We start from the raw sequence: 15619 nt of genomic DNA, 5'->3' as shown, positions 1-15619 counted from the left end.
AGGGAAAGGCGAAAAGAACCCCGGAGAGGGGAGTGAAATAGATCCTGAAACCGTATGCGTACAAGCAGTGGGAGCCCACTTTGTTGGGTGACTGCGTACCTTTTGTATAATGGGTCAGCGACTTATTTTCAGTGGCGAGCTTAACCGAATAGGGGAGGCGTAGCGAAAGCGAGTCTTAATAGGGCGTCTAGTCGCTGGGAATAGACCCGAAACCGGGCGATCTATCCATGGGCAGGTTGAAGGTTGGGTAACACTAACTGGAGGACCGAACCGACTACCGTTGAAAAGTTAGCGGATGACCTGTGGATCGGAGTGAAAGGCTAATCAAGCTCGGAGATAGCTGGTTCTCCTCGAAAGCTATTTAGGTAGCGCCTCATGTATCACTGTAGGGGGTAGAGCACTGTTTCGGCTAGGGGGTCATCCCGACTTACCAAACCGATGCAAACTCCGAATACCTACAAGTGCCGAGCATGGGAGACACACGGCGGGTGCTAACGTCCGTCGTGAAAAGGGAAACAACCCAGACCGTCAGCTAAGGTCCCAAAGTTATGGTTAAGTGGGAAACGATGTGGGAAGGCTTAGACAGCTAGGAGGTTGGCTTAGAAGCAGCCACCCTTTAAAGAAAGCGTAATAGCTCACTAGTCGAGTCGGCCTGCGCGGAAGATGTAACGGGGCTCAAACCATACACCGAAGCTACGGGTATCACTTAGGTGATGCGGTAGAGGAGCGTTCTGTAAGCCTGTGAAGGTGAGTTGAGAAGCTTGCTGGAGGTATCAGAAGTGCGAATGCTGACATGAGTAACGACAATGGGTGTGAAAAACACCCACGCCGAAAGACCAAGGTTTCCTGCGCAACGTTAATCGACGCAGGGTTAGTCGGTCCCTAAGGCGAGGCTGAAAAGCGTAGTCGATGGAAAACAGGTTAATATTCCTGTACTTCTGGTTATTGCGATGGAGGGACGGAGAAGGCTAGGCCAGCTTGGCGTTGGTTGTCCAAGTTTAAGGTGGTAGGCTGGAATCTTAGGTAAATCCGGGATTCTAAGGCCGAGAGCTGATGACGAGTTACCCTTTGGGTGACGAAGTGGTTGATGCCATGCTTCCAAGAAAAGCTTCTAAGCTTCAGGTAACCAGGAACCGTACCCCAAACCGACACAGGTGGTTGGGTAGAGAATACCAAGGCGCTTGAGAGAACTCGGGTGAAGGAACTAGGCAAAATGGCACCGTAACTTCGGGAGAAGGTGCGCCGGTGAGGGTGAAGCATTTACTGCGTAAGCCCATGCCGGTCGAAGATACCAGGCCGCTGCGACTGTTTATTAAAAACACAGCACTCTGCAAACACGAAAGTGGACGTATAGGGTGTGACGCCTGCCCGGTGCCGGAAGGTTAATTGATGGGGTTAGCTAACGCGAAGCTCTTGATCGAAGCCCCGGTAAACGGCGGCCGTAACTATAACGGTCCTAAGGTAGCGAAATTCCTTGTCGGGTAAGTTCCGACCTGCACGAATGGCGTAACGATGGCGGCGCTGTCTCCACCCGAGACTCAGTGAAATTGAAATCGCTGTGAAGATGCAGTGTATCCGCGGCTAGACGGAAAGACCCCGTGAACCTTTACTATAGCTTTGCACTGGACTTTGAATTTGCTTGTGTAGGATAGGTGGGAGGCTTTGAAGCGTGGACGCCAGTTCGCGTGGAGCCAACCTTGAAATACCACCCTGGCAACTTTGAGGTTCTAACTCAGGTCCGTTATCCGGATCGAGGACAGTGTATGGTGGGTAGTTTGACTGGGGCGGTCTCCTCCTAAAGAGTAACGGAGGAGTACGAAGGTGCGCTCAGACCGGTCGGAAATCGGTCGTAGAGTATAAAGGCAAAAGCGCGCTTGACTGCGAGACAGACACGTCGAGCAGGTACGAAAGTAGGTCTTAGTGATCCGGTGGTTCTGTATGGAAGGGCCATCGCTCAACGGATAAAAGGTACTCCGGGGATAACAGGCTGATACCGCCCAAGAGTTCATATCGACGGCGGTGTTTGGCACCTCGATGTCGGCTCATCACATCCTGGGGCTGAAGCCGGTCCCAAGGGTATGGCTGTTCGCCATTTAAAGTGGTACGCGAGCTGGGTTTAGAACGTCGTGAGACAGTTCGGTCCCTATCTGCCGTGGACGTTTGAGATTTGAGAGGGGCTGCTCCTAGTACGAGAGGACCGGAGTGGACGAACCTCTGGTGTTCCGGTTGTCACGCCAGTGGCATTGCCGGGTAGCTATGTTCGGAATAGATAACCGCTGAAAGCATCTAAGCGGGAAACTAGCCTCAAGATGAGATCTCACTGGGACCTTGAGTCCCCTGAAGGGCCGTCGAAGACTACGACGTTGATAGGTTGGGTGTGTAAGCGCTGTGAGGCGTTGAGCTAACCAATACTAATTGCCCGTGAGGCTTGACCATATAACACCCAAGCAATTTGTTGACTCGAAAGAGCACCAGATTGCGGTGTGTGAAGACGCAATGAACCGAAAGTTCGCAGCAACACCAACACACAAATCTATTGCATACCCATTCGCTGGAACGTGAACCTGCAAAGGCCCACGACCTGGCTACCGAATTTCTTGACGACCATAGAGCATTGGAACCACCTGATCCCATCCCGAACTCAGCAGTGAAACGATGCATCGCCGATGGTAGTGTGGGGTTTCCCCATGTGAGAGTAGGTCATCGTCAAGATTAAATTCCGAAACCCCTATCTGCGTATGCAGGTAGGGGTTTTGTTTTGTCCGCAGGAAAGTTCTCACAGCAATACCCGACGGCTCCCGGCTGTCACAGTCTCCCGACAATGCTAAGGTTCGGCCCTAGCTTTTGTATTTTTCCAAGGAAGCCTTTATGCCGGACGCGACGTCCCTCAGTGCTGGTTTTATGGTGGTTCACGGCAACCGCCTGGACGAGTTGCGCAGCCTGGTGGTCAGCTGGATGCGGCGTTACCCGCTGGCTCCCTTGGAAAATGAAATTGCCCTGGTACAGAGTAACGGCATCGCCCAATGGCTGAAGCTGGCACTGGCGGAAGACCCCGAAGATGACGACATGGGTGGCTGCGGAATCGCCGCAGCCATCGACGTGCAGTTGCCGGGTAGCTTCATGTGGCAGCTCTATCGCATGGTGCTTGGACGTGACGAAATCCCGGTCAAATCCCTGCTCGATAAAGCTCCCTTGACCTGGCGTCTGATGCGCCTGCTTCCGCAGTTGATCAATCAACCGCACTTCGAACCGCTGCAGCGTTTCCTTACCCATGACACCGATTTACGCAAACGCTATCAGTTGGCCGAGCGGCTGGCGGATTTGTTTGACCAATACCAGGTGTATCGGGCCGACTGGCTTGAAGACTGGGCAGAAGGTCGTCATCAATTACGAAATGGCAGAGGCGAAACCAAACCGCTTACCCCGGCTAACTGCTGGCAGGCAGAGTTGTGGCGCGCGCTGTTGCTGGATGTGGGTGAACAAGGCATGGCGCAAAGCCGAGCCGGCGTCCATCAACGGTTTATCGAGCGCATCAACAGCCTCGACGTAGCCCCCAGCGGATTGCCTTCACGGGTGATCGTTTTCGGGATTTCTTCACTGCCCGCTCAAGCCCTGGAAGCACTGGCGGGACTGGCCCGGTTCAGCCAGGTTCTGCTTTGCGTACATAACCCGTGTCGTCACCATTGGGCAGACATCGTCGCCGATAAAGATCTGTTGCGGCATCAGTACAAGCGTCAGGCTCGCAAGAGCGGAATGCCGGTTGTGCTTGATCCACAAACCCTCCATCAGCATGCCCATCCGCTACTGGCGGCATGGGGTAAGCAGGGGCGGGACTACATCAATCTGCTCGACAGCTACGACGATCCCAACAGCTATCGCTCGGCATTCCGCGATGGTCGTATCGACCTGTTCAGCGACAGCCAGCCACAGAACATGCTCAATCAATTGCAGGACGACATTCTTGAGTTGCGTCCCTTGAACGAGACTCGCGAGCGCTGGCCGGCCGTCGATCCGGCGAACGACGAATCGATCCGTTTTCACATCGCCCATAGTGCCCAGCGCGAAGTGGAGATTCTCCACGACCAGTTGCTTGCACGCTTCAGTGCTGATCCGGACTTAAGGCCTCGCGATGTGATCGTGATGGTCCCTGACATCGACAGCTACGCACCCCATATTCGTGCGGTATTTGCTCAGCTTGAACGCCACGACCCGCGTTTCATTCCCTTCACGCTTGCAGATCAAGGACAACGCGGCCGTGATCCGCTACTGATTGCTATCGAGCATCTGCTCAAACTGCCCGACAGCCGTTTCCCCGTGAGCGAGATCCTCGATCTGCTGGACGTTCCTGCTCTACGCGCTCGCTTCGGTGTAGAGGAGCGTGATCTGCCGACCCTGCACCGTTGGATCGAAGGAGCAGGAATCCGCTGGGGCATGAATGCCGAGCAGCGCGCGGGTCTCGGTCTGCCGCAGGAGCTGGAACAAAACAGTTGGCGTTTCGGCCTGCGACGGATGCTGCTCGGTTATGCCGTGGGCAGTGCCAGTGCCTGCGAGGGTATCGAACCCTACGACGAGATCGGTGGTCTGGATGCCGCGCTCATTGGGCCTTTGGTCGCGCTGCTGGATGCATTGGAGATTGCCCACCAGGAACTCTCTCAACCCGCAGCTCCCAAACAATGGGGCTTTCGATTGCATGCACTGGTTCAGTTGTTCTTCCAGGCCAGTAACGAGCATGACGACTACGTGTTGGCCCAACTTGAAGAGCTGCGTGAAACCTGGCTTGAGACGTGCGAGTCAGTTGGCTTGCATGATGAACTGCCGTTGACCGTGGTCCGTGAAGCCTGGCTCGCCGGCCTGGACCAGGGCCGTTTGTCCCAGCGTTTTCTGGCCGGTGCGGTTAATTTCTGCACCTTGATGCCCATGCGAGCGATCCCGTTCAAACTGGTCTGCCTGCTGGGCATGAATGACGGGGACTACCCACGTGCACAACCGCCACTGGACTTCGACCTCATGGGCAGTGATTACCGTCCTGGCGATCGCTCCCGACGCGAAGATGACCGCTATCTGCTGTTGGAGGCCCTGTTGTCGGCACGTGACCAACTCTATATCAGCTGGGTCGGCCGCAGCATTCGCGATAACAGTGAGCGCCCCGCGTCAGTACTGATTGGCCAATTACGAGACCATCTGGCCAGCGGTTGGCGATTGCATGATGTCGACGAAGATCTGCTTGAGGCCATCACTCAGGAACATCCACTGCAACCCTTCAGTGCCCGCTACTTCCATGAAGGCGATGACCTGTTCAGCTACGCGAATGAGTGGCAGGTACTTCATCACACCCTTGCGCAAGTGACTGATATCGAGGTCCTTGATCCCTACGTTCAGGAGGAGCCGCTGAGTCTCGGTCAACTGCAGGATTTCTTGCGTAATCCTGTGCGGCATTTCTTCAGTCAGCGACTGAAGGTTTACTTCGAAGCGGCTGAAGTGCCCTTGGCTGATGAAGAGCCATTTGTACTCGACGCGTTGCAGCGTTACAGCCTCAGCGACAGCTTGCTCGACGCGGCGCTGGGACATCCGGATAGCACCGACCAGGTACTGGAAGCACAGGCAAAACGTCTGCAAAACAGTGGCCTCCTGCCCATGGCCGGATTCGGCGAATGCCTTCAGCGAGAGTTGATTGAGCCGTTGCCGGATCTGCTGCAGCGTTACCAGCAGCTTTTGGCGTTATGGCCAACGCCGCTCACCAACGCTTTGCCAGTGAATCTGCAGTTGCAGGGGCTGCGTCTGGAAGGTTGGCTCAGTGGCCTGCATCAACGTGCAGACGGCGGTTTGCTGTCAGTCACTACAATCCCCAACAGCATCGGCTCGATCAAGTCTCGTAAATGGCATCGGCTGACGCGGCCATGGGTCAATCATCTGGTTGCTTGCGCCAGTGGGATGGCGATGACCACCGCGTTGGTGGCCAGTGACGACAGTCTGCTGCTCGGTCCGATGGAGGAGGATGCAGCCTTGCGGATTCTGGGCGACCTGTTAATGGCTTGGCAAACAGGGATGCGTCAACCACTGCCGATTGCGGTGAAGACAGGCTTCGCATGGCTTGGTCAAACTGATCCGGTCAAAGCCCAAGCCGCAGCTCGCAAGGCTTATGAGGGCGATGGACTGACCACCGACGGCGAGCGTCGCGAAAGCCCGGCACTCGCACGGCAGTTCGCCGACTACGACACGCTTACCGCAGACGAAACGTTTCCGGATTGGTGCAACGCATTGTATCGGCCGCTGCTTGAAGCGCCTTGGCGTTCATTGAATAGCGAGGAGGCGCGCTGATGACCACTAAACCTCTGGCCTTGGCATTTCCCCTGCTCGGCAGCCAACTGATCGAGGCGAGCGCCGGGACTGGCAAGACCTTCACCATTTCTGCGCTTTATCTGCGGTTGGTCCTTGGTCACGGCGCAGAGTCGAGTGGCTTCGGACGTGAGCTGTTGCCGCCGCAAATCCTCGTTGTGACGTTCACCGATGCCGCGACCAAAGAATTGCGCGAACGTATCCGCACACGTCTAGCTGAAGCTGCGCGTTTTTTTCGCGATGAAACACCGGTGCCCGATAGCCTTATCGCGGAGCTTCGTGCGGAGTACCTTCCCGAGCAGTGGCCCGGGTGCGCAAACCGCTTGGACATCGCCGCGCAGTGGATGGACGAGGCGGCAGTTTCAACTATCCACAGTTGGTGCCAGCGCATGTTGCGCGAGCACGCGTTCGACAGTGGCAGCCTGTTTACACAGACCCTGGAAACCGATCACAGCGATTTGCTGGGCGAGGTCCTGCGCGACTACTGGCGGCGGTTCTGTTACCCGATGCAAGGTGATGCGCTGAACTGGGTGCGCGGCAATTGGGGCGGTCCGGCGGCATTGCTGCCGCGAGTGCGTGGCTTGTTCGCCAGTGAGCGAGACAGTGTTGAAGGTAAAGAACCTGCCGAACTGATCACGGAGTGTCTGCAAGAGCGGCGTGCTGCCTTGCTCGAACTCAAGATGCCCTGGCGCCAGTGGGCGGACGAATTACTTGCCATCTGTCACCAGGGTGTCGCCAGCAAGAGTGTCGACGGTCGAAAAATGCAGGCACGCTACTTCGAACCCTGGTTCGAAAAGATCAGGGCCTGGGCTGAAGACGAATCCCTTGAACAATTGGATATCGGCACCGGATTCACGCGCCTGACTCCCGAGGGGATGGCTGAAGCCTGGAAGGGCGAAGTACCCCGTCATCCGGGACTGGATGCCATGCCCGGCCTCAAGATCAGTCTCGATGGATTGCCGACTCCTGATGCCGTCGTGTTGCAGCACGCCGCCCAGTGGGTCGGTACACGGTTCGAGGAAGAAAAGCGTCGCCGCGCGGAAATGGGCTTTGATGACATGCTGCTACGGCTCGATGCCGCCCTCCAGTCCGATGGCGGCGAGCGCCTGGCAACCTTGATCCGCGAGCAGTTCCCGGTGGCGTTGATCGACGAGTTCCAGGACACCGACCCGGTGCAGTACCGGATTTTCGAGAGCATCTATCGCATCGAAGATAACAATCCCGAATGCGGTCTGTTCCTGATCGGCGATCCGAAGCAAGCGATCTACGCTTTCCGCGGTGCCGACATCTATACCTATCTGCGCGCTCGCCAGGCCACCGCTGGCCGTCTGCATACCCTGGGCACCAATTTCCGTTCAAGTCATGGCATGGTCAGTGCGGTAAACCATGTGTTCGAACGTGCCGAGTCTCGCGAGACCGGACGCGGCGCCTTCCTGTTTCGTGAAAAGAATGGCGAGAACCCGGTGCCCTTCCTGCCCGTCGAATCCCAGGGACGCAAAGAAGTTCTGCACATCGACGGTCAGGTTGTGCCCGCCCTGAACATTTGGCATTTGTCCGCCGAGCAGCCATTGTCCGGCACGGTTTACCGACAACAACTGGCCGCCACTTGCGCCAGTGAAATCACCGCTTTGCTCAACGGCGGGCAACAAGGTCGCGCGGGTTTCATACAGGACGGCAAGGACTTCAGAGGGCTGCTGCCAGCGGACATCGCGATCCTGGTGCGCGACGGCAAAGAGGCTCAAGCCGTGCGCGGCGAACTCTCCGCTCGTGGCGTGCGCAGCGTCTATCTGTCGGACAAGGATTCGGTGTTTGCCGCCCAGGAGGCCCACGATCTGCTGACCTGGCTCAAGGCCTGCGCCGAACCGGATGTCGAGCGTCCACTGCGAGCCGCGTTGGCCTGCATCACGCTGAACCTGTCGCTGGCTGAACTGGAACGGCTCAATCAGGACGAACTGGCCTGGGAAGCGCGGGTCATGCAGTTCCGCAGCTATCGCGAGCTCTGGCGCAAGCAGGGCGTGTTGCCCATGCTGCGGCGGTTGCTGCATGACTTCCAGCTGCCTCAGACATTGATCGCGCGCAGTGACGGCGAGCGGGTGCTGACCAATTTGCTGCACCTGTCCGAGTTGCTGCAACAGGCGGCCGCCGAACTCGATGGTGAGCAAGCGCTGATCCGTCATTTGTCCGAGCATCTGGCGTTGTCCGGCCAGGCCGGCGAAGAACAGATCCTGCGTCTGGAGAGCGACGAACAACTGGTCAAAGTCGTGACCATTCACAAGTCCAAGGGGCTTGAGTATCCCTTGGTGTTCCTGCCGTTCATTTGTTCGGCGAAACCGGTGGATGGCAGCCGCCTGCCGTTGCATTACCACGACGCCACGGGCAAGGCCCAAGTGACCTTGAAGCCGACGGCCGAGTTGATTGTTCAGGCGGATGATGAGCGTCTTGCCGAGGATCTGCGCTTGCTTTACGTGGCCCTGACCCGGGCGCAACACGCCTGCTGGCTCGGAGCGACTGATCTCAAGCGCGGCAATAACAACAGCTCGGTGCTGCATCTTTCTGCATTGGGCTATCTGCTGGGCGGCGGTGCACCATTGGCCGAGTCGACAGGTTTGAAGCGTTGGCTGGAAGACCTGCAGCAGGATTGTGCAGCGCTGAGCTACGGTGAAATGCCTGAAGCGACCGTCGAGCACTACCATCCACCGCACAACGATGCGACGTTGCGTGCTCCGTTGATACCCAAACGCAAGGCCAGCGAAAACTGGTGGATCGCCTCCTACAGCGCCTTGCGCATTGGCGACAGCATGAGCGTGGGCACTGATGAAGCGCCGGAGAGTCCGCAAGCGCAAAAGCTCTTCGACGATGAACGCCTCGATCCGCAAGCACCACGAGAAGTGGTGGCCGGCGGCGCTGATATCCATCGATTCCCTCGTGGCCCGAACCCCGGCACCTTTCTCCATGGTTTGCTCGAATGGGCCGGTGACGAAGGTTTTGCCGCCACCCCGCAAGCGGTGGAAGACGCTATTGCCCGTCGCTGCAACCGCCGTGGCTGGGAGGGCTGGATAACCGCCCTGAGCGACTGGCTGCAGCACCTGCTAGCGTCCCCGCTGCCTATCGGCGGCGGGCAGGCCCCCGTGGTATTTGCGCAACTGACCCAGTACCGGGTCGAGATGGAGTTCTGGTTCGCCAGCCACAAGGTCGATGTACTCAAGCTCGATGAACTGGTGCGCCAATACACCCACAACGGCGTCGCCCGGGTGGCTGCCGAGCCGGTGTTGCTCAATGGCATGTTCAAAGGCTTCATCGACCTGACGTTCGAGCACGACGGCCGCTACTACGTTGCCGACTACAAATCCAACTGGCTGGGCGTCGATGACGCGGCCTACACCGAGCAGGCCATGGAGCAGTCGATTCTCGACAACCGTTACGACCTGCAATACGTGCTGTACCTGTTGGCCCTGCATCGCCAGCTCAAGGCGCGACTTGCCGATTACGATTACGACCGGCATGTCGGTGGTGCGCTGTACCTGTTTCTGCGCGGTACGCGCGCGCCCAGCCAAGGCGTGTATTTCGCCCGTCCTCCAAGAGCGCTGATCGAGCGTCTGGACCGGCTGTTCCAGGGTAAGCCAGAACCCAAGGCCGAACCCGCCTGGGAACAGGGAGTTTTGCTATGAGTCGCACCTTCGCTGATTTGCTGCCCACTTCGTTGACAGCCGAAAGCCTGGCCGATCTGGCGCCGTTGAGTCGCGCCGATGATTTGCTGCTATTGCTGACACGCTGGGTTGAGCGCGGCTGGCTGCGAGCGCTGGACAAAGCCTTCGTCGCTTTTCTTCATGAACTTGCTCCCAGCGACGATCCGCTGGTGCTGCTGGCCGCCGCGTTGGCCAGTCATCAACTGGGCCACGGTCATGTGTGCCTGGATGTATTCGAGACGCTCAAGGAGCCGGACTTCGCCCTGTCGCTGCCACCGGAAGGCGATCTGCAAAGTGGTGCGATGTTGCTGCCGTCGCAATTGCTTGAGGCGCTGGACGGTGCCCATTGGTGCAAGGTCCTGGCCTCCAGCAGTCTGGTCGCATTGGCGGCCGACGGCCGTGAGGTGGCGCAGCATCGGCCATTGGTGTTATCGGGCAAACGCCTGTACCTGCGTCGCTACTGGGCTTATGAACGGCGTATCGACAACTCGCTGCGCCAACGCCTGGCGGAACACGAAATCACGCCGGATGATTTGTCCCACCGCCTCACCCGTTTGTTCGGCCAAGCAAAGCCCGGCGAAGTGATCGACTGGCAGAAACTCGCCTGTGCCCTCGCTACCCGCAGCGCCTTCAGCATCATCACCGGCGGCCCGGGGACCGGCAAGACGACGACGGTCGTGCGTTTGCTGGCGTTGCTCCAGGCGCCGGCGGTCGAGGCGGGCAAGCCGTTGCGCATCCGTCTCGCGGCACCCACCGGCAAGGCAGCTGCCCGACTGACGGAGTCCATCAGCCAGCAGGTCAGGACCCTGGAAATCGATGAAGCCGTACGGGTGAAGATCCCGTCAGACGTCACCACCGTTCACCGGTTGCTCGGCAGTCGCCCCGGTACTCGACACTTCCGTCACCACGCCGGTAATCGCTTGCCACTGGATGTGCTGGTGGTGGATGAAGCTTCGATGATCGATCTGGAAATGATGGCCAATCTGCTCGATGCGATGCCGGCCCATGCCCGCCTGGTGCTGCTCGGTGACAAGGATCAACTGGCATCGGTGGAGGCCGGCGCCGTTCTGGGCGACCTGTGCCGCGACGCCGAGGCCGGTTGGTACAGCCCACAGACTCGCCTGTGGCTGCAAGCTGTCAGTGGCGAAAGCCTGGATGCCAGCGGTTTGCAGGAAGACACCCAAGGGACACATCCCCTGGCCCAGCAAGTGGTGATGCTGCGTCATTCACGCCGGTTCGGCGAGGGCAGCGGCATCGGTCAACTGGCTCGTTGGGTCAACCAGCAGAAACCCGAGGAAGCTCGAAAGTTGTTGGCGGCTCGAAGTCATGACGACGTGTTTTCCCTGTCCCTCAAGGGAGAGCAGGACCGGGCGTTGGAACGCTTGCTGCTTGAGGGTCATGGCGATGGACCGCAGGGTTATCGGCATTACCTGAGTCTCTTGCGCAACCTGCGACCACCGCTCGACAACACGCTGAATGATCCCTGCTGGACCGATTGGGCTCGGCAGGTGTTGCAAGCTTTCGACGCCTTCCAGTTGTTATGCGCCGTACGCAAAGGGCCGTGGGGCGTGGAAGGTTTGAATCAACGCGTGACCGCGGCGCTGCTCAAGGCTCGGCTGATCGACAGCGACCAGCAGTGGTACGAAGGTCGGCCGGTGCTGATGACCCGCAACGATTATGGTCTGGGTTTGATGAACGGCGACATTGGCATTGCGCTTAAACTACCGGAACGTGATGGGCCGGAGGCAGGGAAGCAGGTGTTGCGTGTGGCGTTCCCGCGCAATGATGGTCAGGGCGGCGTACGGTTTGTTCTGCCGAGCCGGCTCAATGATGTCGAAACCGTGTACGCGATGACGGTGCACAAATCCCAGGGCTCGGAATTTGCCCACACCGCATTGATTCTGCCGGATGCCCTGAACCCTGTACTCACCAAGGAGCTGATCTATACCGGGATTACCCGGGCCAAAAACTGGTTCACCCTGATCGAGCCTCGTCCCGGCGTATTCGAAGAGGCGGTGCGGCGCAAGGTCAAGCGCTTGAGCGGGTTGATGCTGGAACTGGAAGAGGGGTGTTGAAACACGTCATTGAAAGGGACGGCGTCAGACGACGGAAACTGTCCGAAGTGCCGTAGTGCGCGGCCTCGCTGGTGTTTGAACGCTATGCTATCGTTGCGGCATCATTTCGTTACGATCGAAGAGAATCCCTGCATGAAGGTCGCTGTCTGGACGACACAGCGCGTTATTGGTTGCAAACAAGTGCTGCTCGCCAGCCTTCTCTGTTTGTTCACCAGCGTCGTTTTCGCTCAGCCGGAAACGCCTGTTAGCATGGCCGACCAACGTGCAAAAGCGGTCACTCAGGTGGTACTCGGGATTCTCAGTTATGCCCGCTGGCCTGTTGAGCCTGCACAACTGCGTCTGTGTGTGGTGGGTCCCACCGAATACACCGATGACCTGGTCAAAGGCACGACCCAAGCCACCGGTCGTCCCGTCACCGTACGGCGGCTTTTGGCCGACAACCCATCGATTGCCGGTGAGTGCGATGCGGTGTACATCGGAAAATTGACCAGTGATGAACGCAGCCAGCTATTCGCCTCGCTGACGGGTCGCCCGGTGCTGAGCATCAGCGAAGCCGACGACCAATGCACCGTCGGCAGTCTGTTCTGCCTGCGTGTCAGCGATGAGCAAGTGTCCTTTGAGGTCAACCTGGATTCTGTCGCCCGAAGTGGCGTGCGTATTCACCCCAGTGTGCTGCAACTGTCCCGCCGCAAGCCGGCGGCGCCATGAGTCTATTCAAATCGGGTAGTCGCCCAACCTTGCGCTCGGTCATCGGGCGCGGACATTTGATCGTCGCGCTCGTCGCCGTGACCGTGGCCAGCATCTCGCTGACGTTGCTCGGCGTGCTGGCCTTGCGGGTCTATGCCGACCACAACCTGCACCTGATTGCGCGCTCGATCAATTACACCGTGGAGGCCGCGGTGGTGTTCAACGACAAGGTAGCCGCTACCGAAGCGTTGGCATTGATTGCCTCCACCGAAGAAGTGGCCGATGCCCAAGTGCTGGACGAGCAAGGCACGTTGCTGGCTCGCTGGGAGCGGCCGGAAACGGGCTTGTTCTCTGATCTCGAAATACAAATTGCCAAGGCCTTTCTGGAAAAACCGATCAGCATGCCGATCATCCATCAAGGTCAGGAAATCGGCCGCATCCAGCTCACCGGTCATGGGGGCAGCCTGTTGCGTTTTTTGCTCAGCGGTCTGGTCGGCATCGTCTTGTGTACAGCCGTCAGTGCCTGGGTGGCGCTCTATCTGGCGCGCCGACAACTTCACGGAATCACCGGCCCATTGCGTAGCCTGGCGTTCGTGGCTCACGCCGCCCGCAGCGAGCGAGCCTTCGATCAGCGTGTGCCACCCGCCGCCATCGCCGAACTCGACAACCTGGGCAATGACTTCAATGCCTTGCTCGATGAACTCGAGTCCTGGCAGACCCACCTGCAAAGCGAAAACGAAACACTGGCACACCAGGCCAGCCATGACAGCCTCACCGGGTTACCGAATCGGGCGTTTTTCGAAGGCCGATTGATTCGCACACTGCGCCACGCCAGCAAGCTCAACGAGCGAGTGGCGGTGCTGTTTCTCGACAGCGACCGGTTCAAGGCGATCAACGATAACTTCGGCCATGCCGCTGGCGATGCGGTGTTGGTGGCCGTGGCCAATCGGGTTCGTGCGCAGTTGCGTGAAGATGATCTTGTGGCGCGTTTGGGTGGTGACGAATTTGCCGTCCTGCTGACGCCGCTGCATAAGATCGAAGACGCCGAGCGGATTGCCGACAAAATCATCGCCAGTATGGAAGTGCCGATCCCGTTGCCGGGCAATGCCCAGGTGCTGACTTCACTCAGTATCGGCATCGCCGTATACCCCGATCATGGGGCCACACCGGGCGCTTTGCTTAACGCCGCCGACGCGGCCATGTACCAAGCCAAGCGCCTTTCCCGAGGCGCACAGCACACGGCAGGGTCGGAGCACCCTGTCGCCCATGTTCAAACCAGGAGTTAATTGTTGTGTTCTCACTGCCCCAGCGTTCCTTGCGACTTTTCACGTTCACCTTATTGATGGCCTTGCTGGCATTGACCGGTTGCCAGACGGCGCCGCAAAAAGGCCTGACTCCGTCGCAGATCGCCGTGCTTAAGCAACAAGGTTTCGAATTGACCGATGAGGGCTGGGCCTTTGGCCTGTCTGGCAAAGTGCTGTTTGGCAGTGACGACGACAGCCTCAACCGTGCCAGTACCGAAATCGTTGAGCGGATCGGCAAGGCATTGCTGGGTGTCGGAATCGAGCGAGTGCGGGTCGACGGTCACACCGATGCCTCGGGCAAAGAGTCTTACAACGAACAGCTCTCTTTGCGCCGCGCGAAAAGCGTCGGCAAGGTCCTGACCGCAGTCGGGATGAAAGAACAAAACATCCAGCTACGCGGCCTCGGCAGCAGTGAGCCGGTTGCCTCCAACGACACACCGGCAGGCCGTACCGAGAACCGCCGGGTGTCGATCGTGGTGAGCGCCGACTAATCGGCGAACAGCGTCTCCCGACTTTCACCCATCAACAGACCCTGATTCTGCTCGGTAACCGCGCGAATGTAATCCCACAACAGGGTGATCCGCTTGAGCTTGCGCAGGTCCTCGCGGCAGTACATCCAGAACTGGCGGGTGATGTTGATCTCTTCCGGCAACACCGGCAATAACCGTGGATCCTGGGCCGCCAGGAAGCACGGCAGAATCGCCAGCGACCGGCCTTGCTGCGCGGCCACGAATTGCGCGATCACACTGGTGCTGCGCAAATTGGCACTGGCGCCGGGCAACACATTCGCCAGATACAACAGCTCCGAGCTGAACGCCAGATCGTCGACGTAACTAATGAATGAATGTTTACCCAAGTCTGCCGGGCGGCGGATGGGTGGATGCTTGTCAAGATAATCCTGAGTCGCGTAGAGCTGCAATCGGTAGTCGCAGAGTTTGCAGCAGACGTATGGGCCATGCTCCGGGCGCTCCAGGGCAATGACGATGTCCGCCTCGCGCTTGGACAGGCTGATGAAGTGCGGCAGCGGCAGGATATCCACCGAGATCGCCGGGTAGGCATCGACGAAATGGCTCAGCTGCGGGGTGATGAAAAAACTGCCGAAGCCTTCGGTGCAGCCCATTCGCACATGCCCGGATAACGCCACCCCGGACCCCGAAACCTGTTCGCAGGCCATGTGCAGCGTGCTTTCAATCGACTCGGCGTAACCGAGCAACCGCTGGCCTTCGGCGGTCAGGACAAAACCGCTGGTCCGGGATTTCTCGAACAGCAAAGTGCCCAATGCCGCTTCCAGCGAGCTGATGCGCCGCGACACGGTGGTGTAGTCGACCGCCAGGCGCTTGGCCGCGGTGCTGGCCTTGCGGGTGCGGGCGACTTCAAGGAAAAACTTGAGGTCGTCCCAGTTCAACGAGCCTAAGGACGTGATGTTTTTTTGCATGATGGACCGGCTTTTATGTGCGTTCTTATTAGAAGTTTGCACATCTATACTCCAAAAACAGTCCGACAACCAATTCGCGACACACGCCTCATCTCA

7 protein-coding genes and 2 rRNA genes (1 of these 9 running past the window's edge) are annotated in these 15619 nt (G+C 58.4%); 8 read left to right on the top strand and 1 reads right to left on the bottom strand.

Going from position 1 to position 15619, the window contains the following annotated elements:
• The 8 genes from ACYZT5_RS20820 to ACYZT5_RS20785 all read left to right on the top strand — a co-directional run.
• A 23S ribosomal RNA gene (locus ACYZT5_RS20820) occupies window positions 1-2436 on the top strand (it extends 456 nt beyond the left edge of the window).
• Window positions 2437-2596: 160 nt separating this feature from the next.
• Window positions 2597-2712 (top strand): 5S ribosomal RNA (gene rrf, locus ACYZT5_RS20815).
• A gap of 156 nt (window positions 2713-2868) precedes the next feature.
• Window positions 2869-6318, top strand: coding sequence for an exodeoxyribonuclease V subunit gamma (recC, locus tag ACYZT5_RS20810; RefSeq protein ID WP_462047197.1), 3450 nt, complete (start codon window positions 2869-2871; stop codon window positions 6316-6318).
• On the top strand, window positions 6318-10004 hold the full coding sequence (recB, locus tag ACYZT5_RS20805) for an exodeoxyribonuclease V subunit beta (RefSeq protein ID WP_462047196.1): 3687 nt from the start codon (window positions 6318-6320) through the stop codon (window positions 10002-10004). The genes recC and recB overlap by 1 nt, the downstream gene beginning before the upstream one ends.
• Entirely contained in the window at window positions 10001-12097 is a 2097-nt protein-coding gene (gene recD, locus ACYZT5_RS20800) for an exodeoxyribonuclease V subunit alpha (protein WP_462047195.1), read from the top strand. The genes recB and recD overlap by 4 nt, the downstream gene beginning before the upstream one ends.
• A 132-nt stretch (window positions 12098-12229) precedes the next feature.
• On the top strand, window positions 12230-12805 hold the full coding sequence (locus ACYZT5_RS20795; RefSeq protein WP_462047194.1) for a YfiR family protein: 576 nt from the start codon (window positions 12230-12232) through the stop codon (window positions 12803-12805).
• Complete coding sequence (locus ACYZT5_RS20790; RefSeq protein ID WP_462047193.1) at window positions 12802-14070, top strand: diguanylate cyclase domain-containing protein; 1269 nt, start codon at window positions 12802-12804, stop codon at window positions 14068-14070. Before ACYZT5_RS20795 ends, ACYZT5_RS20790 begins: the two co-directional genes overlap by 4 nt.
• A gap of 5 nt (window positions 14071-14075) precedes the next feature.
• On the top strand, window positions 14076-14579 hold the full coding sequence (locus ACYZT5_RS20785; protein WP_462047192.1) for an OmpA family protein: 504 nt from the start codon (window positions 14076-14078) through the stop codon (window positions 14577-14579).
• On the opposite strand, the gene ACYZT5_RS20780 is transcribed toward ACYZT5_RS20785, so the two are convergent.
• Entirely contained in the window at window positions 14576-15523 is a 948-nt protein-coding gene (locus ACYZT5_RS20780) for a LysR family transcriptional regulator (protein WP_282374820.1), read from the bottom strand. The genes ACYZT5_RS20785 and ACYZT5_RS20780 overlap by 4 nt on opposite strands.
• Between the last annotated feature and the right edge of the window lie 96 nt (window positions 15524-15619).

This window comes from Pseudomonas sp. LB3P14, from assembly GCF_054898045.1.
This window is presented reverse-complemented; position numbering and strand designations above follow the sequence as displayed.

Bases quoted from the DNA above. Each gene is read 5' to 3' on its own strand.
- ACYZT5_RS20795 (WP_462047194.1), top strand. From the start codon at position 12,230: ATGAAGGTCGCTGTCTGGACGACACAGCGCGTTATTGGTTGCAAACAA.
- ACYZT5_RS20780 (WP_282374820.1), bottom strand. From the start codon at position 15,523: ATGCAAAAAAACATCACGTCCTTAGGCTCGTTGAACTGGGACGACCTC.
- recB (WP_462047196.1), top strand. From the start codon at position 6,318: ATGACCACTAAACCTCTGGCCTTGGCATTTCCCCTGCTCGGCAGCCAA.
- ACYZT5_RS20790 (WP_462047193.1), top strand. From the start codon at position 12,802: ATGAGTCTATTCAAATCGGGTAGTCGCCCAACCTTGCGCTCGGTCATC.
- recD (WP_462047195.1), top strand. From the start codon at position 10,001: ATGAGTCGCACCTTCGCTGATTTGCTGCCCACTTCGTTGACAGCCGAA.
- recC (WP_462047197.1), top strand. From the start codon at position 2,869: ATGCCGGACGCGACGTCCCTCAGTGCTGGTTTTATGGTGGTTCACGGC.